The organism is Streptomyces sp. BR123 (genome assembly GCF_013401435.1).
In the GTDB taxonomy this organism is placed as follows: Bacteria; Actinomycetota; Actinomycetes; order Streptomycetales; family Streptomycetaceae; genus Streptomyces.
The window spans coordinates 1-17,470 of sequence record NZ_JACBGN010000151.1; the positions used below are offsets into that span (position 1 = coordinate 1).

General features: G+C 71.3%; 20 protein-coding genes and 1 riboswitch. Of the genes, 11 read left to right on the forward strand and 9 right to left on the reverse strand.

The window, feature by feature from the left end:
- Positions 1 to 47 precede the first annotated feature (47 nt).
- Genes murQ through HYE82_RS21985 form a run of 3 tightly spaced genes read left to right on the forward strand, consistent with a single transcriptional unit; the run spans position 48 to position 2,903 of the window.
- On the forward strand, positions 48 to 1,007 hold the full coding sequence (gene murQ / locus HYE82_RS21975; protein ID WP_179175863.1) for an N-acetylmuramic acid 6-phosphate etherase: 960 nt from the start codon (positions 48 to 50) through the stop codon (positions 1,005 to 1,007).
- Complete coding sequence (locus HYE82_RS21980) at positions 1,004 to 2,500, forward strand: PTS transporter subunit EIIC (RefSeq protein ID WP_179175846.1); 1,497 nt, start codon at positions 1,004 to 1,006, stop codon at positions 2,498 to 2,500. The genes murQ and HYE82_RS21980 overlap by 4 nt, the downstream gene beginning before the upstream one ends.
- 28 nt (positions 2,501 to 2,528) lie before the next feature.
- Entirely contained in the window at positions 2,529 to 2,903 is a 375-nt protein-coding gene (locus HYE82_RS21985; RefSeq protein ID WP_179175847.1) for a hypothetical protein, read from the forward strand.
- Between the two features lie 18 nt (positions 2,904 to 2,921).
- Here HYE82_RS21985 and HYE82_RS38335 read toward each other — a convergent pair whose 3' ends face one another.
- A complete protein-coding gene (locus HYE82_RS38335) occupies positions 2,922 to 3,632 on the reverse strand; it encodes a hypothetical protein (protein WP_256987532.1) in 711 nt (236 codons plus the stop codon).
- Positions 3,629 to 3,850, reverse strand: coding sequence for a hypothetical protein (locus HYE82_RS21995; RefSeq protein WP_179175848.1), 222 nt, complete (start codon positions 3,848 to 3,850; stop codon positions 3,629 to 3,631). The genes HYE82_RS38335 and HYE82_RS21995 overlap by 4 nt, the downstream gene beginning before the upstream one ends.
- 116 nt (positions 3,851 to 3,966) lie before the next feature.
- Between HYE82_RS21995 and HYE82_RS22000 the strand changes: the two genes are divergently transcribed.
- The 4 genes from HYE82_RS22000 to HYE82_RS22015 all read left to right on the forward strand — a co-directional run bounded on the left by HYE82_RS22000 (position 3,967) and on the right by HYE82_RS22015 (position 6,105).
- Positions 3,967 to 4,803 carry a helix-turn-helix transcriptional regulator gene (locus HYE82_RS22000; protein WP_179175849.1) on the forward strand — a complete coding sequence of 279 codons (837 nt, stop codon included), beginning with the start codon at positions 3,967 to 3,969 and terminating at the stop codon, positions 4,801 to 4,803.
- Entirely contained in the window at positions 4,787 to 5,041 is a 255-nt protein-coding gene (locus tag HYE82_RS22005; protein WP_179175850.1) for a DUF397 domain-containing protein, read from the forward strand. Before HYE82_RS22000 ends, HYE82_RS22005 begins: the two co-directional genes overlap by 17 nt.
- Positions 5,042 to 5,109: 68 nt before the next feature.
- Positions 5,110 to 5,364, forward strand: coding sequence for a DUF397 domain-containing protein (locus tag HYE82_RS22010; protein WP_179175851.1), 255 nt, complete (start codon positions 5,110 to 5,112; stop codon positions 5,362 to 5,364).
- Positions 5,365 to 5,526: 162 nt separating this feature from the next.
- Positions 5,527 to 6,105, forward strand: a complete 579-nt coding sequence (locus HYE82_RS22015) for a Uma2 family endonuclease (protein ID WP_179175852.1) — start codon at positions 5,527 to 5,529, stop codon at positions 6,103 to 6,105.
- 22 nt (positions 6,106 to 6,127) lie between these two features.
- Here the strand turns inward: HYE82_RS22015 and HYE82_RS22020 are convergent, their stop codons facing one another.
- The 3 genes from HYE82_RS22020 to HYE82_RS22030 all read right to left on the reverse strand — a co-directional run bounded on the left by HYE82_RS22020 (position 6,128) and on the right by HYE82_RS22030 (position 8,973).
- Positions 6,128 to 7,552, reverse strand: coding sequence for a PQQ-binding-like beta-propeller repeat protein (locus HYE82_RS22020; RefSeq protein ID WP_179175853.1), 1,425 nt, complete (start codon positions 7,550 to 7,552; stop codon positions 6,128 to 6,130).
- 62 nt (positions 7,553 to 7,614) lie between these two features.
- Entirely contained in the window at positions 7,615 to 8,220 is a 606-nt protein-coding gene (locus HYE82_RS22025; protein WP_179175854.1) for a Uma2 family endonuclease, read from the reverse strand.
- A gap of 150 nt (positions 8,221 to 8,370) precedes the next feature.
- Positions 8,371 to 8,973: a phosphoribosylanthranilate isomerase gene (locus tag HYE82_RS22030; RefSeq protein ID WP_179175855.1), complete on the reverse strand. Its 603-nt coding sequence runs from the start codon at positions 8,971 to 8,973 to the stop codon at positions 8,371 to 8,373.
- A gap of 58 nt (positions 8,974 to 9,031) precedes the next feature.
- Here HYE82_RS22030 and HYE82_RS22035 point away from each other — a divergent pair, with 58 nt between their 5' ends.
- The gene (locus HYE82_RS22035) at positions 9,032 to 9,472 is read left to right on the forward strand and encodes an N-acetyltransferase (protein WP_179175856.1); all 441 of its coding nucleotides are present in this window, start codon (positions 9,032 to 9,034) and stop codon (positions 9,470 to 9,472) included.
- A gap of 143 nt (positions 9,473 to 9,615) precedes the next feature.
- Entirely contained in the window at positions 9,616 to 10,200 is a 585-nt protein-coding gene (locus HYE82_RS22040; protein ID WP_179175857.1) for a Uma2 family endonuclease, read from the forward strand.
- 84 nt (positions 10,201 to 10,284) lie between these two features.
- On the opposite strand, the gene groL is transcribed toward HYE82_RS22040, so the two are convergent.
- From groL to thrC, 4 genes are all read right to left on the reverse strand, one after another.
- Positions 10,285 to 11,904: a chaperonin GroEL gene (gene groL / locus HYE82_RS22045; RefSeq protein ID WP_179175858.1), complete on the reverse strand. Its 1,620-nt coding sequence runs from the start codon at positions 11,902 to 11,904 to the stop codon at positions 10,285 to 10,287.
- Positions 11,905 to 12,256: 352 nt separating this feature from the next.
- Positions 12,257 to 12,460, reverse strand: coding sequence for a cold-shock protein (locus HYE82_RS22050; RefSeq protein WP_005315736.1), 204 nt, complete (start codon positions 12,458 to 12,460; stop codon positions 12,257 to 12,259).
- A 381-nt stretch (positions 12,461 to 12,841) separates the two neighbouring features.
- Positions 12,842 to 13,120, reverse strand: coding sequence for a MoaD/ThiS family protein (locus HYE82_RS22055; protein ID WP_179175859.1), 279 nt, complete (start codon positions 13,118 to 13,120; stop codon positions 12,842 to 12,844).
- A 34-nt stretch (positions 13,121 to 13,154) separates the two neighbouring features.
- Positions 13,155 to 14,459: a threonine synthase gene (gene thrC / locus HYE82_RS22060; RefSeq protein WP_179175860.1), complete on the reverse strand. Its 1,305-nt coding sequence runs from the start codon at positions 14,457 to 14,459 to the stop codon at positions 13,155 to 13,157.
- A 17-nt stretch (positions 14,460 to 14,476) separates the two neighbouring features.
- Positions 14,477 to 14,630, reverse strand: a riboswitch (SAM riboswitch).
- Positions 14,631 to 14,826: 196 nt separating this feature from the next.
- Between thrC and HYE82_RS22065 the strand changes: the two genes are divergently transcribed.
- The gene (locus tag HYE82_RS22065) at positions 14,827 to 15,804 is read left to right on the forward strand and encodes a glucosyl-3-phosphoglycerate synthase (RefSeq protein ID WP_179175861.1); all 978 of its coding nucleotides are present in this window, start codon (positions 14,827 to 14,829) and stop codon (positions 15,802 to 15,804) included.
- A gap of 107 nt (positions 15,805 to 15,911) precedes the next feature.
- Entirely contained in the window at positions 15,912 to 17,378 is a 1,467-nt protein-coding gene (locus HYE82_RS22070) for a trehalose-6-phosphate synthase (RefSeq protein ID WP_179175862.1), read from the forward strand.
- Positions 17,379 to 17,470 lie beyond the last annotated feature (92 nt).

Sequence of the window (17,470 nt, forward strand, 5' to 3'; positions counted from 1 at the left end):
CCACCGCCGCCACCGACACCGCCACCACCGCCCACCACACCCCCACCGTGCTGCGCGCCCAGCTCGACGGGCTGACCACCGAGGCCTTCCGTCCCGAACTCGCCGAGATCGACCGCCGGACCACCTTCGAAATCGCCCGCACCATGAACGACGGGGACGCCGCCGTCCCCGCCGCCGTCGCCGCCCAGCTGCCCCGCATCGCCGCCGCGATCGACGCCATCGCCGCGCGCATGGCCCGCGGCGGCCGCCTCGTGTACGCCGGCGCCGGAACCGCCGGCCGGATCGGCGTCCTGGACGCCAGCGAATGCCCGCCCACCTTCAACACCTCCCCCGGCCAGGTCGTCGGCCTCATCGCGGGCGGCCCGGCCGCCGTGCTCCGGTCGGTCGAGGGCGCCGAGGACTCCGCCGAACTCGCCGCCGCCGACCTGACCGCCCTCGCGCTGACCAGGGACGACACCGTCGTCGGTATCTCCGCCTCCGGCCGCACCCCGTACGCGGTCGGCGCCGTCGAGTTCGCCCGCGCCCGCGGCGCCCTCACCGTCGGACTGGCCTGCAACACCGGTTCCGCGCTCGCCGCGGCCGCCGAGCACGGCATCGAGGTCGTCGTCGGCCCGGAGCTGCTGACCGGCTCGACCCGCCTGAAGGCCGGCACCGCGCAGAAGCTCGTCCTGAACCTCATCTCGACCATCACGATGATCCGGCTCGGGAAGACGTACGGGAACCTGATGGTCGACCTGCGCGCCTCCAACGAGAAGCTGCACGCCCGCTCCCGCCGCATCGTGGCCCTGGCCACCGGAGCCGGCGACGGGGAGGTCGAAGCCGCGCTCACCGCCACCGGCGGCGAGGTGAAGGCCGCCATCCTCGTCATCCTCGGCGGCGTCGACGGCCCGGCCGCGGCCCGGCTGCTGTCCGCCGCGCGCGGCCACCTGCGCGTCGCCCTCGCCGAAGCCGCCACCGCCACCGCCACCGCCCGCACCGATGACGCAAGCAAGGCGACCGCCCCATGACCGAAGACAAGAACCGCGCCACAGCCGCCGCGATCCTCCCCCTGGTCGGCGGCCCGGACAACGTCACCTCGATCGCGCACTGCATGACCCGTCTGCGCATCGGCCTGCGCGACCGCTCGCTCGTCGACCAGGACGCCCTGAAGGCGCTGCCCGCGGTCCTCGGCGTCGTCGAGGACGACACGTACCAGATCGTGCTGGGGCCGGGGGCCGTCGCCCGCGTCACCCCCGCGTTCGAGGCCCTCGTGGCGCAGGCCCGCCAGGCGGCCCCCACCGCCACCCCCGCCGCTCCCGCGGGCGGCGCCGTCACCGCCGAGGAGCTCGCCGACCGCGGCGCGGCGCTCAAGCAGGCCCAGAAGGCGAGGAACAGCACCCCCGTCAAACTGGCCCTGCGCCGCATCGCGAACATCTTCGTCCCGCTGATCCCGGCACTCATCGGCTGCGGCATCATCGCCGGTCTGAACGGCCTCCTCGTCAACACCGGCTGGCTGCCCGGCGCCGTCCCGGCCCTCGCCGCGATCGCCTCCGGCTTCATGTCACTGATCGCCGTGTTCGTCGGCCACAACACGGCCAAGGAGTTCGGCGGCACGCCCGTCCTGGGCGGCGCCGTCGCCGCGATCATCGTCTTCCCCGGCGTCGCGAAGATCGACGCCTTCGGCCACCACCTCTCCCCCGGCCAGGGCGGCGTCCTCGGCGCGCTGGCCGCCGCCCTCCTCGCCGTCCAGGTGGAGAAGTGGTGCCGCAGCCGGGTCCCGGAGGCCCTCGACAACCTGGTCACGCCGACGCTGACCGTCCTCGTCGCCGGCCTGGTCGCCCTGTTCGGCCTGATGTTCCTCGCCGGGGAGGTCTCCGCCGCCATCGGCGCCTTCGCCACCTGGCTCCTGCACACCAGCGGTTCCTTCGCCGGCCTCGTCCTGGGCGGCCTCTTCCTCCCGCTGGTGATGCTGGGCCTGCACCAGGCCCTGATCCCCATCCACACCACCCTCATCGAGCAGACCGGCTACACCGTCCTGCTCCCCATCCTCGCCATGGCCGGAGCGGGCCAGGTCGGAGCCGCCGTCGCCGTCTACTGCCGTCTCCCGCGCAACCGCAGCCTGCGTACGACGATCAAGTCCGCGCTCCCGGCCGGCTTCCTCGGGGTCGGCGAGCCGCTGATCTACGGGGTCTCGCTGCCGCTGGGCCGCCCCTTCGTCACCGCCTGCGTCGGCGGAGCGGCCGGCGGCGCGTTCATCGGCCTGTTCAACCAGCTCGGTGCCGTGTTCGGCTCCACCGCCATCGGGCCGTCCGGGTGGGCCCTCTTCCCGCTCCTCGACGGCCGTTCCGGCATGGGCCTCACCATCGCCATCTACGCGGGCGGCCTCGCCGTCGGCTACCTGGTCGGTTTCCTCGCCACGTACTTCTTCGGCTTCACCCGGCAGATGCTGACGGACCTGAACGCCGACCCGGGTGCAATTCCGGCCACGGCCCCACCGGCCACGCAGCCGGCTATGGCGTAAATGTGGATCCGGCGGAGACACTGCCGACATGCAGCTCCCCGCCGAAGCCGTCGCCGCCACCGCCGTCGTAGAAGTCGTGCGCCTCACCACCCGTCCCGAGCGCTACGGCGATCCCATGAGCGGCCCCGTCATCTCCCGCTGGACCGGCCGACAGGCCGCCGACTCCCTTGAGTTGATCTCGTCCATGCCGCCCGGCGACCCCCGCCTGTGCTTCGCGCCGGGCTGGGGCCTGCGGGCGTACGGCGCCACCCACGAGCCCCTGTTCGAGCTGATCTTCTGCTTCAGCTGCCACCACGGCTGGCTGTGGGGCCAGGCCGTCCCGGAAGAGCTGGCCTTCGACACCATCTCGGGCAACACCGCCGAGGCGGAAGCCCTGCTGGCCCACTTCCGCGACGCCGCCTGACCTGCCGTTCTCCTCCCCTCACCCCTCCCCGGCCGCAGCCTGCAGGAACCCGACGAGGTCCCCCGGCCCGTAGCCCACCTTCGGACCGCGCTCGGCGGCCATCAGCAGCAGCTGGCCCACGATCTCCGCCCCCCACCCGTCGGGCCCGTCCGCGGACCACTCCCCGACCTTCTCGATCCCGAGGTCGGACAGGAACAGCCCGTACCGGGCCCGCACCTCCCCGCACAGCCCCGCCACCGCGTCCAGCAGCCGCGCCCCGGGCCGCTCGCAGCGCAGCGCGAAGCGGCCGTCGATCTCCTCGACGGTGCACCCGGTCGGCGGATCCGCCTTGATCGGCGCGTACCTCGGATCGTCGAATTCCGGCCAGTCGCCGACCGGCGCGTGAACCAGCGTGAACCGGTGCCATCCGGGCGGCGGAGGCGGCTGCGGCCGCCAGCCCGTCAGCCCGAACGCCTCGTGGACCAATGCCGTGGCCTCGTCCGCCGTGTCGGCCGTCTGCCGCACCCGGCGCGACCCGTCGTCCCCGACGGCCGTCCACAGCCCGCTCGCCCCGTCCCGCTCCACGCGCACCTGGAGCCCCATGCCGTTCCTCCTCCATCCGGGGCCGACCAGTTCCTGCTCCAGCCGGCCCAGCTTCCAGGCGAGTTCGGACTCCCACGACCGGGCGTCCTCGAAGAACCCCTGCAACACGGCCTCGATGCGCCGCCGTTCGGCGTCCCCGCCGCTCACGCCGGGTGAGCCTTCTCATGGAGGACGGCCGCCAGACGGAGGGCCGTGTCGAGGTTGCAGCGCCCGAGTTCGACCAGCGGCAGCCCGTACGTCCCCGCGGCCGAGACGATGTCCACGCCGAGCGAGGGGAACACCACCCCCACCCCACCGAGCGCCTCTTTCAACTGCGCGACGACCTCTTCGGCCGCCTGCATCCGCTCCTGGGGAGAGCGCAGCATGACATGTCACCTTTCTACTCTGGGTAGTCGCCTTCTCTACTCAGAGTGGTGCCCACACCGCTAGCCTTTCAACGACGGCCCGTCAACAACCGCACCCGTTGATCCGGGAGTTGCCCATGGCAGGAAAGAACCTCGACCCGTCGTCGTCCCCCCGAGCGATGCTCGGCTCCGAACTCCGCATCGCCCGCGAGCGCGCGGGGAAGACCCAGGCGGAACTCGGCGAACCACTGTTCGTCAGCGGCTCGTTCATCGGCCAGCTCGAATCGGGCACGCGCCGCATGCACCTCGACTTCGCCCGCCAGATCGACCACATCCTCAACACGGACGGCTTCTTCGCCCGCAACTGCGGCGCGGCGGCCAAGTCCAAATATCCGGACCACTTCGCAGCCGCGGCCGAGGCGGAGGCACTGGCGAAGACCATCCGGGAGTACGCGCCGCAGATCATCCCCGGCCTGCTCCAAACGGAGGCATACGCGCGGGAAGTCTTCCGCGCCTACCAGCCGACGGCCCCGGAGGAGACCATCGACGAGCTGGTCGCAAACAGGCTGGCCAGGGCAGCCCTCCTCAATGATCCAACAACCCCGATGTTGTGGTGCGTCCTTGACGAAGCGGTACTGCGACGGACGGGGGACGATCCGACCATCCTGGCTCAGGCGCTACGGCACATCGCGCGCCTGATCCGTTCGCGCCGGATCATCGTCCAGGTCTTGCCGTTCAGCGCCGGCTTCCACGCAGGCATGCAGGGATCACTCAAGCTGATGAGCTTCGAGGACGCACCCCCGCTCTCCTATATCCAAGGCATGGGCACGGGGCAGCTCTTCGACGATCCGGCCACGGTCGCCCAACACTCCCTGACCTACGATCTCCTCACGGCCAACGCGCTGTCACCGCGCGAGTCCCTGGCCCTGATCGAATCGGTGGCGGAGGACTACGAACATGACCAGCACGCGTGAGTACGACCTGTCGCAAGCCGTCTGGCACAAGTCCAGCTACAGCGGCGGCGACGGCGGCGACTGCCTGGAAATCGCCACCTGGCGAAAGTCCACCCACAGCGACGGCACCGGCGGCGACTGCGTCGAGGTGGCCGACGGCCACCCCGGCGTGGTCCCCATCCGGGACTCCAAGCGCCCCGACGACACCCACCTCGTCTTCGGCGCCCCCGCCTGGACCGCCTTCATCGCCAGCCTCTGAGCCCCGCATTCGCACGTCCACCGCTTGAACAACGGGCCTGTTCGGGCCCGCAGCGAAGGGATGCGCACATGCCGAGCACCCCTGAGTACGACCTGTCGACCGCAACCTGGCACAAGTCGAGCCACAGCGACGGCACCGGCGGCGACTGCCTGGAGATCGCCACCTGGCGGAAGTCCACCCACAGCGGCGGCTGCGGAGGCGACTGCGTCGAGGTGGCCGACGGCCACTCCGGCGTGGTCCCCGTCCGGGACTCGAAGCGGCCCGGCGGCCCGCACGTCGTCTTCGACGCGGCCGCCTGGGCCGTCTTCGTCAGCTCCCTCTGAGCCAAGTCACCCAGTCGGGCTAACCATCAGCACTCGCCCGGTTACGGAAAGGCATATGCCCCTAACGTATGCCAAGTCCGTAGCTGAACGGAGTCACACATGACGCTTCACATGGTCCGTGGCCGGGCGCGCGGGGCACCATGGAGTCGAGGAGGCAACCCCATGTCCGCTCGCTCCACCAGGCGTCCCCAGATGACCCTCGATGACTTCGAAGCACTTGAACGCGGCGCCCCCGAAACCGTGACACTCGAATTCATTGCGGGAAAGCTAGAGGTCAAGCCAGTGCCCGACGGTGACCACGGAGCCATCGTGATGTGGCTCCTCCGCCAGTGCATGCAGAGCAGGCCAGAACTCGACCTGCACCCGGAGCAGGGCCTGACGGTCGAGCAGTACCGCACCGGACGCGCCCGCCCGGACGGGGTCCTCGCACCCGTCGCGCACTTCGCCGGCCAAGGCGAATGGCCCGACGCGGCAGGAGTCCTGATGGTGGTCGAGGTCACCTCGCACGACGCGGACACCGACCGCCGCGACCGGCACGAGAAGCGGGACGGCTACGCCGCAGCCGGGATCCCGGTGTTCCTCCTCATCGACCGGGAGCGGCACACACTGACTGTCTACAGTCAGCCCGAGAACGGCACGTACCTCTTCGACCCGGCCTTCGCGTACGGCAAGGCTGTGGTGCTCCCCGATCCGGTGGGTATCACGCTGGACACGGAGCTCCTGAAGAGCATCACCGACTGAGCGCTGCTCGGGGGCGCCGGGTTCACCAGCCGAAGGCCGCGGCCACGTCGAAGATCGGCGGGAGGCGCCCGCCCGGGTCCAGGTTGACGAAGGTCCTGCCGTGGAGGGCGATCGAATCGCCCATCGGGAGGTTGCGCAGGACCGTCGATTCCCCCGACGGCGTCCCCGTACGCGGGTCCAGGTGCCAGAGGTGGGTGAACGCGCCCTGCGTCACCACCGCGATCCGGTCGGTCCAGCCGGCGTCGCCGAGCGCCCGGACCGCCCAGTCGTGGTCGAAGGCGCGCCGCCACAGCCGGCGACCGTCCACCAGGGAGTACGCCTCCAGTACTTCCCTCTTCTCCCGCTCAGGGACCGCCACGACCAGCACATCGCCGAACACCCGCCGCTGCCCGTCCCCGGACGGGACGTACGGCGGCTGCGCGCCCTCGGCCGCGCGCGGGCGGCCCGTACCGTCGAACAGCAGCAGCCGGTTGTCCGCGACGACCGCGGCCGGGACGGCCGACACGATGCGCGGGCGTTCGGGCCCGGCCGGGAGCGGGACCTGCCAGGCGACGGCGCCGGTACCGGCGTTCAGCGCGAGCAGTTCGCCGCCGCCCTCGGCCGACGTCAGCGTGACCAGGACCCGGTCGGGGCCGGCGGCGACCTCCTGGACGGTGGCACCAGGGCGGGGCAGCGGGGCCCGCCAGCGCTCCGTGCCGTCGCGCAGGTCATGGGCGAGGACCGCCCCCGCCGTGGCCGACACCGCGAGCGGGCCGCCCGCCGCGACCGTCCCCGCCGGATCCGGCACGTCCTTCGCCCAGAGCTGCTTGCCCTCCGAGAGGTCCAGCGCCGCGAGCCGGGTCCCGCAGGGCCCGACGCCCGCGGCCGTGACCGTGGCGAACGCGAGGATGCCGGTGCCGGACGGGGCGTCCGGGCTCATCCCGCACACCTTGGTGCCCTCGGGCGCGCGGTGGCCCCCGTTGCGGCGGCCCTCCCCGTTGTAGACGATCGCGGCGTCCTCGCGGACCCGGACCACCAGCCCGGAGTAACGCTGACCGGTCCAGGAGCCGAGCGGCTTGCCGGCGCCGGCCCCCTCGGGGACCTGGTAGCCGAAGAGGTCCATGTGCGGGCCGCGCATCCACGAGAAGCCGTTCCAGGCGGGCCACAGCGCGGTGAGCGCGACCACGACCGCCACCGCCCAGCCGACCCCGGAACGCCAGGGGCGGCCGCGCCGGGCGGCCACCCAGAGAAGACCCGCGGCGACCCCGGCGACGAGCATGAACAGCACCAGCAGGCCCATGCCGCGCGGGCAGTCCTCCGGGCCGCACACGGACCCGGCCATGTCGACGCGCGCCAGCTTCTCGAGAAGCGCGGCGTACAGCACGGTGACGGCGGTCGCCGCGCAGGCAGCGGCCAGCACGGCATGGTCCCGGAGCCGCTTCACGAGCGGCGGCGGCCTGTCGTTCATGATCCCCCCTGCCCCGCAGCCTAGCCGCCGCCCCGGACAGCGGGCCGGGGCCGGGATCACCGCTACGGGGTGGGGAAGCCGGCGGTGTCCAGCGTCAGCGAGAACGGCTGGGGAAGCTCCAGCTTCTCGCCGAACGCCACGCGGTCGGCGTGCTTGTACGCACCGTTCTGCGGACCCGTGAACAGAGTGCTGGTCGGGCCGTGCTTGTCGAAGCTGTCGATCAGGAGGTACACGGGCACCGGAGCGTGGCCGTAAGCCCAGAGTTTCTTCTTCCGGTCGTCGTTGGCATTGCTCTTCGAGGTGATCTCCACGATGAGCAGCGCCTCGGCGGCGTCGATCGGATCGGACGTCTCGGCCGCGACGTCCTCGACCAGCTCGCGCGGAGCAACGACCAGGTCGGGGACATAGAGCTTGTCGAGGGGAGCGATGTGCACGCCCAGCGTCTGGTAGACCTCCCACTCCGGAGGAAGGACGCTGTACAGAGCCCGCTGCACCCTGGCCGCGATCCCGGTGTGGTGGCGGTGAGGGGGTGGCACCAACGTGATCAGTCCTCCGTCGATCTCGGCGCGCCAGCCCTCCGGCACGTCCAGGTCACGCCAGCTCTGCAGCAGGTACTCCCACGTGCGGCCATCGGCGTCACGGCCGGGTTCGACCATGGCTTCGGTCATCGCGGGCCCCCTCTCCTGTGGCATATGCCAGCGAGCGTAGATCGGCGAATTCACGGCATGTGGCCGCTTTCCCTCAGCGTCCCACGATCGGATAGCGCGCGCAGCAACCCTCCCGGCGGCCGTCACGGTCCGTGGACGCCCGCCGTGGGGTCAGCGGCCCCGGGCCGCGGCCACGAAGGCGCGGATGAAGTCCGGGGACTTCACGCCGCGCTCCCGTTCGACGCCGCTGGACACGTCCACGCCCCACGCGCCCGTGGTCTCCACGGCCTTGCGGACGTTGTCCGGGTTCAGGCCGCCGGCCAGCAGCCAGTGGCCGCGGGGGGCGGTGAACTCCGCGGCGGCCCAGTTCCACGGCTTGCCGGAGCCGGGGTCGGGGGCGTCGATCAGGAGCAGGTCCTCGCCGTACTCCCCGCACCGCTCCACCCGCCGCGCGGTGGCCCGCAGCAGGGTGCGGCCCTCGGCGCGCAGGGCCCCGTAGTACTCCGGGCCCTCGTCGCCGTGCAGCTGCACGCCGCGGACCCCGCTCTCCTCCGTGAGCCGCCGGACCTCCTCCACCGGCTGGCCGCGGAACACGCCGACCGTGAGGACCCCGGCCGGGACCCGGGCGGCGAGCTCCCGCGCCTCGGCGGCGCCGATCGTACGGGGGCTGCCCGGGGCGAAGACGAAGCCGACGGCATCGGCGCCGGCGGCCACGGCCGCGTCGACGTCGTGCGCGGTCTTCAGACCGCAGATCTTCACGAAGAGGTCGCTCATGCCCCCAGTGAAACAAATTACGGTGACCCGGCCGGGGCGATCTTGAAGACTGGGTGCCATGACCGACACCGCGCACAGCACGCACACCCTCACCACCGCCGGCCCCGACTCCGGCCTCGACGAACGGCTCGGCAAGGAGCTGGACGCCTTCAACAAGGGGGCGGCCGGAGGGATCGCCCCCGCCGAGTTCACGGTGCGCGTGAACGACGCGGACGGCGAGCTCGTCGCCGGGCTCAGCGGCTGGACCTGGGGCGACCGCGCGGGCATCGCGATGCTGTGGGTACGGGAGGACAGCCGCCGCGACGGCTGGGGCGGCAAGCTCCTGGCCGCGGCGGAGGCGGAGGCCGCGGCCCGCGGCTGCCGCACGATCATGGTGTCCTCGTTCACCTTCCAGGCGCCGGCCTTCTACGCCCGCCACGGCTACGAGGAGACCACCCGCGTCCCCGGCTTCCCCGGCAACCACGAGGATGTCCACTTCTTGAAGGCCCTCCCCGCCTGAGCCCCTGCACCGCATTCTTCGCAGCGCCGCCCCCGCAGGGATGGCGCTGCGCCCGCATCCGGGCACAGGGGCGGCTCCGCCCCTAGCCTGGAACGTGCACGCCCAGGGCACGACCCGATCCCGGGAGGACGACGGTGACGATCATGATCGAGCGTGACAACACGATAGAGGCCCCCTCGCCACCGACGTTCGAGGACCTTCTGCGAACCGTCGAGGAAATGCACACGCCAGACGGCTTCAAGGCCGAGCTCATCCGGGGGAAGATCGTCGTGTCGCCGTGGTCCAGGCTCCGTTACTACGTCCCCATGCGGGCGCTGCGCGAGCAGCTCGGGGCGCACGCCCCCGAAGGGCACGTGGCGGACATCGCGCCCTTCCTTTTCCGGTTCCCGACCGCCGGACGTGCGTACGGCCCCGATCTCTTCGTGGCCGACTTGGCCGCTTTCGAAGAGGACGGCCGCCACGCGGAGGGCTCCGCCCTCTCCCTGGTCGCGGAGTTCACCTCCGTGTCGACCCGGGACGCGGACTGGGTGGAGAAATTGGAGGTGTACGGCCGCCTGGTCCCGGTCTACCTGGTCGTGGACATGCAAGACGCGGAGATCACCTGCTTCTCCGAGCCGTCGCCGCACGGCTACCGCTCCCGGCAGACGGTGTCCTTCGGCAAGCCCTTGGACATCCCCCGGCCCTTCGGCTTCGCGCTCGACACCGCCGCGTTCGGCTCCGGGTCCTGAAACACAACGCCCGAGGGCGGCACTCCTTCCCTGGGGGAAGGGGTGCCGCCCTCGGTCGAAAACAGCCGATCAGCGCGGGGCCGATCAGAAGTCCATGTCACCGCCCGGCATGCCGCCCGGAGCGGCGGCGGCCTTCTCCGGCTTGTCGGCGATGACGGCCTCGGTGGTCAGGAACAGCGCGGCGATCGACGCGGCGTTCTGCAGGGCGGAACGGGTGACCTTCGCCGGGTCGATGATGCCCTCGGCGATCATGTCGACGTACTCGCCGGTCGCGGCGTTCAGGCCGTGGCCCGGGGTCAGGTTGCGCACCTTCTCCACCACGACGCCGCCCTCAAGGCCGGCGTTGACGGAGATCTGCTTCAGCGGGGCCTCGAGGGCCAGCTTGACGGCGGCGGCACCGGTGGCCTCGTCGCCCTCCAGCTCCAGCTTCTCGAAGACCGAGGAGGCCTGCAGCAGGGCCACGCCACCACCGGCGACGATGCCCTCCTCGACGGCGGCCTTCGCGTTGCGGACGGCGTCCTCGATGCGGTGCTTGCGCTCCTTGAGCTCGACCTCGGTCGCGGCACCGGCCTTGATGACGGCCACGCCGCCGGCCAGCTTCGCGAGGCGCTCCTGCAGCTTCTCGCGGTCGTAGTCCGAGTCGGAGTTCTCGATCTCGGCGCGGATCTGGTTGACGCGACCGGCAACCTGGTCGCTGTCACCGGCACCGTCGACGATGGTGGTCTCGTCCTTGGTGATGACGACCTTGCGGGCGCGGCCCAGCAGGTCCAGGCCGGCGTTCTCCAGCTTGAGGCCGACCTCCTCGGAGATGACCGTGCCGCCCGTGAGGATGGCGATGTCGCCGAGCATGGCCTTGCGGCGGTCGCCGAAGCCCGGGGCCTTGACGGCGACGGACTTGAAGGTGCCGCGGATCTTGTTGACGACCAGGGTCGACAGGGCCTCACCCTCGACGTCCTCGGCGATGATCAGCAGCGGCTTGCCGGACTGCATGACCTTCTCCAGCAGCGGAAGGAGGTCCTTCACGTTGCTGACCTTGGAGTTGACGATGAGGATGTACGGGTCGTCGAGGGACGCCTCCATACGCTCCATGTCGGTGGCGAAGTACGCCGAGATGTAGCCCTTGTCGAAGCGCATGCCCTCGGTGAGCTCCAGCTCCAGACCGAAGGTCTGGGACTCCTCGACGGTGATGACGCCTTCCTTGCCGACCTTGTCCATGGCCTCGGCGATCAGCTCGCCGATCTGGGTGTCGGCGGCGGAGATGGAGGCCGTGGAAGCGATCTGCTCCTTGGTCTCGACATCCTTCGCCTGCTCCAGCAGGGCGCCGGAGACGGCCTCGACGGCCTTCTCGATACCACGCTTGAGGGCCATCGGGTTGGCGCCGGCGGCCACGTTGCGCAGGCCCTCGCGGACGAGCGCCTGGGCCAGGACCGTGGCGGTGGTCGTACCGTCGCCCGCGACGTCGTCCGTCTTCTTGGCGACTTCCTTGACCAGCTCGGCGCCGATCTTCTCGTACGGGTCCTCGAGCTCGATCTCCTTGGCGATGGAGACACCATCGTTGGTGATCGTGGGGGCGCCCCACTTCTTCTCAAGGACGACGTTGCGACCCTTGGGGCCAAGGGTGACCTTGACGGCGTCGGCGAGCTGGTTCATGCCGCGCTCGAGACCGCGCCGGGCCTCCTCGTCGAACGCAATGATCTTGGCCATCTGAAGTGGTCCTCCAGGACTGGGGTTCCCCCTGCGCCGCAAGGCGCGCGGGGAGGGTGGATTGCTCCGGACCGCGCCTGCGCCCGCGACGGACGGCCTGCGGTGCCCGGCGGTTCCTTCCCGCCGGACGCTGCGGGCCTCGCCGACCCGGTCCCGTGTAGTAGCACTCTCCGCTGGAGAGTGCTAACGCCAATGATTAGCACTCGACCCCCGCGAGTGCAAGCGGCTTGGGGCATCCCGGCCACAGTGCCGGATGCTCCCGGGGCGGGACGCACGAAGGGTCCGCACCCCCTCCTCGGGATGCGGACCCTCGCGTACGCGTCGGTGGCCGGTCGTGCCGGTCGCGCCGGTCTCAGACGGCGAGCTTGACCATGTCCGCCTGCGGGCCCTTCTGGCCCTGCGAGATCTCGAACTCGACCCGCTGACCCTCTTCAAGGGTGCGGTACCCGTCCATCTGGATGGCGCTGTAGTGGACGAACACATCCGCACCACCGTCGACCGCGATGAAGCCGTAGCCCTTCTCCGCGTTGAACCACTTGACGGTGCCCTGAGCCATGCCTAACTCCCCTATTACTGGCCCTTGCGCAGGACCGCACTTCGCGGTCCCGGGTCAGAACTTGCGCCGGAACGCCTCGACCGCGGCTGAATGTATCTGCACCGGTGCTGTCTGCAACAGGTCAATCCGACGAGAATTCCGGTCACGCCGAAAACATGAAATAGGCCGAAAATTGGCTACATTCCCGGGCAACTCGGACCCGGCATATCGCGCCAAAGCCTCATATCGCACACGCACATTGACTCAATGTCACCCCTCGGTGAGCACGCTCATATGCGGCGGGCAAAAACAACGGAGGGGGCTTCCCCAACTCTACCGCGCCCAACCAAGCAGAATTACCCCCTCCGCTTAATGCCGGAGGGGGTAATCGCGGTACACGAATCAGCAGCCGCCGGCGACGGCCGGGATGATCGAGACGCCCGCACCGTCCGGGGTCGCCGCCTGCAGGCCGCCCTCGAAGCGCACGTCGTCGTCGTTGACGTAGACGTTCACGAAACGGCGCAGCTTGCCCTGGTCGTCGAGGACGCGCGCGGCGATGCCGGGGTGGTTCTGCTCCAGCGACGCGATGACCTCGGCGAGGGTCGCGCCCTCGGCCGGGACCTCGGCCTGACCGCCGGTGTAGGTGCGCAGGATGGTGGGGATGCGGACGTTGACGCTCATGGCGCTACTGCCTTTCCGGTAGTGCGGGGGATGGTCAGGCCAGGCCGGCGGCGCGGAACGCGTCCAGGCTCGGGCGGATGGTGGCGGTCTGCCCGCTGTCGGCGGCCACCGCCTCCAGGGTCTTCAGGCCGTCACCGGTGTTGAGGACGACGGTGGTCAGCGCGGGGTCGAGCTGCCCGTTCTCGATGAGCTTCTTCGTCACGCCGACGGTCACACCGCCCGCGGTCTCCGCGAAGACGCCCTCGGTCCGGGCCAGGATCTTGATGGCCTCGACGATCTGCTCGTCCGTCACGTCCTCGACGCAGCCGCCGGTGCGGCGCGCGATGTCCAGCACGTAGGGGCCGTCGGCCGGGTTGCCGATGGCGAGGGACTTCGCGATCGTGTTCGGCTTCTGCGGGCGGACCACGTCGTGACCGGCCTTGAAGGCGGTCGACACCGGGGAGCAGCCCTCGGCCTGCGCGCCGAAGATCTTGTACGGCCTGTCCTCGACCAGGCCGAGCTTGATCAGCTCCTGGAGGCCCTTGTCGATCTTCGTCAGCTGGGAGCCGGAGGCGATCGGGACGACAATCTGGTCGGGCAGCCGCCAGCCGAGCTGCTCGCAGATCTCGTACGCGAGCGTCTTCGATCCCTCGCCGTAGTACGGGCGCAGGTTCACGTTGACGAACCCCCAGCCCTCGCCCAGCGGGTCGCCGATGAGCTCCGAGCAGAAGCGGTTCACGTCGTCGTAATTGCCCTCGATGCCGACCAGCTCGCCGCCGTACACGCCGGCCATGACGACCTTGCCCTGCTCCAGGTCGTGCGGGATGAACACGCAGGAGCGGAAGCCGGCCCGGGCTGCCGCGGCGCCGACGGCGCCGGCCAGGTTGCCGGTGGAGGAGCAGGAGAGCGTGGTGAAGCCGAAGGCGCGGGCGGCCTCGACGGCGATGGCGACGACGCGGTCCTTGAAGGAGTGCGTCGGGTTGCCGGAGTCGTCCTTGACGTACAGCTTGCCGGTGACGCCGAGCTCCTTGGCCAGGTTCTCGGCGTCGACGAGCCGGGTGAATCCCGGGTTCAGGCTGGGCTTGCCGGCCACGTCCGCGGGGACGGGCAGCAGCGGCGCGTACCGCCAGATGTTGTTCGGGCCGGCCTCGATCGCGGCGCGCAGGGCTTCGGCGTCCCCGACCGGGAGTTCGTACGCGACCTCCAGCGGGCCGAAGCACTCGACGCAGGCGAAGATCGGGCCGAGCTCGAAACGGGTGCCGCACTCACGACACGACAGGGCCGAGGCGGGTCCGAGATCCACGGCGGGCGCACCGGCGGAGGGTACGGCGGCAGGGGTGGCAACGGTCTGTGCAGCCATGATGGCGAGGCCCTTTCTCCTCATCTTCCCCATGGCGCATTTCGCCATGAGACGGAATTGGCACCTTCCCTAGCCGGGGACCTCGCTGCTGCTGCACGCAGTCGCGGGAAACCGACTGGAGGGTTGCCGGGGCTTCAACGGGCCGTGTCCCTCTGCCCCTCTGGATGAGCGGTATGGCGCCGGTCCGCGCACTCGTGGCGCGCCGACGCGTTTGTCCGCGGGACCCCCGGCATGCGGCGGTCCCTCGCGTTGTTCAAGACTGTAACCGAAGGATCGGGCAGTTGAGACGGCTGTCCGATGTGCGAGATGGATCGTTTTTCGGCCGGAACGGCCGGGCGAGTGGCGGAGAAAACAGGGAGTGCCGAACGTGCTGGAAGAGGTGGAGCGCTGGCTCGCGGACCGCTCCTGGTCCGTTGCCGACCGACCGCTCGACCAGCTCCTCGCCGCGAAACGGGCGTCGGGGACCACGGTCAGCGTCGTCCTGCCCGCGCTCGACGAGGAGGCGACGGTCGGCGCGATCGTCGAGGTCATCCGGCGCGAACTCATCGAACGGCCGCCCTTCCCGCTCGTCGACGAACTGGTGGTCGTCGACTCCGGCTCCACCGACCGGACCGCCGAGGTCGCCGCCAAGGCCGGCGCCCGCGTCGTCCACCGCGACGAGATCCTGCCCCGCATCCCGGCCGTGCCCGGCAAGGGCGAGGTGCTGTGGCGCTCGCTCCTCGCCACCACCGGCGACATCGTCTGCTTCGTCGACGCCGACCTGCGGGACTTCTCGGCCGCCTTCGTCACCGGGATCGTCGGCCCGCTGCTGACCGAGCCGGACGTGCAGTTCGTCAAGGCCATGTACGACCGCCCGCTCGGCGACGCCCCCGGACAGGGCGGCCGGGTCACCGAGCTCGTCGCCCGGCCCCTGCTCAACCTGCACTGGCCGCAGCTCGCCGGCTTCGTCCAGCCGCTCGGCGGCGAGTACGCCGTCCGCCGCCCGCTGCTGGAGCGGCTGCCCTTCCCCGTCGGCTACGGCGTCGAGCTGGGCCTGCTGGTCGACGCCCTGCACACGGTCGGGCTGGACGCCCTCGCGCAGGTGGACGTCGGCGTACGGCTCCACCGCCACCAGGACGGGCAGGCGCTCGGCCGGATGGCCGCGGCGATCTACCGGACGGCGCAGCTGCGGCTCTCCCGCGGGCACTCCCCCGGCCACCGCTGGGGGTACCCGCAGGTGCGGCCGGTGCTGACGCAGTTCGAGCGCGGGCCGGACGGGTTCGAGCCGCGCACGCACGCCGTGGACACCGAGGAGCGGCCGCCGATGGTGGAGATCGAGGAGTACGCGGTCCGGCGCGCCGCATGACGGCACCGCGTGGCGTCGGCGCCACGACGGTGTCAGGAGCGCGTCAGGGGCACGCCGGGGATGAGAACGGACGTTTGAGGCGGGGCCGGCCGGGCTAGGTTCGCCGCATGGCTTCCCACGTTCTCGTCGCAGCCAACCGTGGTCCGCTCTCGTACGCCCTCGACGCCGACGGCACCCTCGGCGCCCGGCGCGGCGGGGGCGGCCTCGTCTCCGGCCTGTCGGCCGCGCTCGCCGAACAGCCCGACGCGCTGTGGATCTGCGCCGCCCTGTCGGACGCCGACCGGGAGGCCGTCCGCCGCGGCATCGCCGAACCCGGCGTACGCATGCTGGACATCGACCCGGCCGTGTACGACGCCGCCTACAACGGCATCGCGAACTCGGTGCTCTGGTTCGCCCACCACCACCTGTACGACATCCCGCGCACCCCCGTCTTCGACGCGGCCTTCCGCCGCCAGTGGGAGTCGTACACCGCCTACAACCGGGCCTTCGCACAGGCGCTGGCCGAGGAGGCGGCCCATGACGCCTGCGTGCTCGTCCAGGACTACCACCTGGCGCTCGTGCCCGGGCTGCTGCGCGAGCTGCGGCCAGACCTGCGGATCGCCCATTTCACGCACACGCCCTGGGCGTCGTGGGAGTTCCTCGCCATGCTGCCCGACGGCGTCCGGCGGGAGCTGCTGTGGGGCATGCTCGGGGCGGACCTGCTCGGCTTCCACACCTGGGCCTGGGCGCACGCCTTCCTCGACTGCGCCCGCCTCGACGACGAGCGGGGCACCGCAGAGCCGCTCGTCCCCGCGGAAGCGGACGGCGAACGGTACGTCCGCAAGGCCATGCTCGGGCCCGTGCGGCACCGGCGCACCGACGTCGCCGTGTACCCGCTCGGCGTGGACGGCGACGAGCTGCGCCGGCTGGCCCACCGGCCGGAGGTCGACGACCGGCTGGCCGGGCTGCGCGCCGAGATCGGGGACCGCAGGACCATCGCCCGGGTGGACCGGACCGAGCTGTCGAAGAACATCGTGCGCGGGCTGCTCGCCTACCGGGAGCTGCTCACCGCCCGCCCGGAGTGGCGCGGGCGGATCGTCCACCTGGCCTCCGCGTACCCGTCCCGGCAGGACCTGGAGGTCTACCGGTCGTACACGGCGGCCGTGCGGGAGCTGGCCGCGGAGATCAACGCGGAGTTCGGCACGGCACAGTGGCAGCCGGTGCTGTTGTCCGTGCAGGACGACTTCGCCCGGTCCCTGGCGGTGTACCGGCTGGCGGACGTGGCGCTCGTCAACCCGGTGCGGGACGGGATGAACCTCGTCGCCAAGGAGATCCCGGTGGTGTCGGAGCAGGGGTGCGCGCTCGTGCTGTCCAGCGGGGCGGGGGCGTACGGGGAGCTGCGGGACGATGCGCTGACGGTGAACCCGTACGACGTGACGGAGACCGCCGAGGCACTGCATGCGGCGCTGTCCATGCCGGGCGGGGAGCGGCTGGAGCGGACGAGGCGGCTGGCCGCGGCCGCGACCGCCCTCCCGCCGGCCCAGTGGTTCACGGCCCAGCTGGCCGCCCTCCGCGCCACGGCCCCCCACGCCTGACCGGGCCGGCCCCCGCCGCCCGCGCTTCGCGCCCGTGCACTCGAACGCCGCGCGGGGGTCTGGGGGCGGAGCCCACAGTTTCGGGAAGGGGC

Bases quoted from the DNA above. Each gene is read 5' to 3' on its own strand.
- HYE82_RS21980 (WP_179175846.1), top strand. From the start codon at position 1,004: ATGACCGAAGACAAGAACCGCGCCACAGCCGCCGCGATCCTCCCCCTG.
- HYE82_RS21985 (WP_179175847.1), top strand. From the start codon at position 2,529: ATGCAGCTCCCCGCCGAAGCCGTCGCCGCCACCGCCGTCGTAGAAGTC.
- HYE82_RS21995 (WP_179175848.1), bottom strand. From the start codon at position 3,850: ATGCTGCGCTCTCCCCAGGAGCGGATGCAGGCGGCCGAAGAGGTCGTC.
- HYE82_RS22000 (WP_179175849.1), top strand. From the start codon at position 3,967: ATGGCAGGAAAGAACCTCGACCCGTCGTCGTCCCCCCGAGCGATGCTC.
- HYE82_RS22005 (WP_179175850.1), top strand. From the start codon at position 4,787: ATGACCAGCACGCGTGAGTACGACCTGTCGCAAGCCGTCTGGCACAAG.
- HYE82_RS22010 (WP_179175851.1), top strand. From the start codon at position 5,110: ATGCCGAGCACCCCTGAGTACGACCTGTCGACCGCAACCTGGCACAAG.
- HYE82_RS22015 (WP_179175852.1), top strand. From the start codon at position 5,527: ATGTCCGCTCGCTCCACCAGGCGTCCCCAGATGACCCTCGATGACTTC.
- HYE82_RS22020 (WP_179175853.1), bottom strand. From the start codon at position 7,552: ATGAACGACAGGCCGCCGCCGCTCGTGAAGCGGCTCCGGGACCATGCC.
- HYE82_RS22025 (WP_179175854.1), bottom strand. From the start codon at position 8,220: ATGACCGAAGCCATGGTCGAACCCGGCCGTGACGCCGATGGCCGCACG.
- HYE82_RS22030 (WP_179175855.1), bottom strand. From the start codon at position 8,973: ATGAGCGACCTCTTCGTGAAGATCTGCGGTCTGAAGACCGCGCACGAC.
- HYE82_RS22035 (WP_179175856.1), top strand. From the start codon at position 9,032: ATGACCGACACCGCGCACAGCACGCACACCCTCACCACCGCCGGCCCC.
- HYE82_RS22040 (WP_179175857.1), top strand. From the start codon at position 9,616: ATGATCGAGCGTGACAACACGATAGAGGCCCCCTCGCCACCGACGTTC.
- groL (WP_179175858.1), bottom strand. From the start codon at position 11,904: ATGGCCAAGATCATTGCGTTCGACGAGGAGGCCCGGCGCGGTCTCGAG.
- HYE82_RS22050 (WP_005315736.1), bottom strand. From the start codon at position 12,460: ATGGCTCAGGGCACCGTCAAGTGGTTCAACGCGGAGAAGGGCTACGGC.
- HYE82_RS22055 (WP_179175859.1), bottom strand. From the start codon at position 13,120: ATGAGCGTCAACGTCCGCATCCCCACCATCCTGCGCACCTACACCGGC.
- thrC (WP_179175860.1), bottom strand. From the start codon at position 14,459: ATGGCTGCACAGACCGTTGCCACCCCTGCCGCCGTACCCTCCGCCGGT.
- HYE82_RS22070 (WP_179175862.1), top strand. From the start codon at position 15,912: ATGGCTTCCCACGTTCTCGTCGCAGCCAACCGTGGTCCGCTCTCGTAC.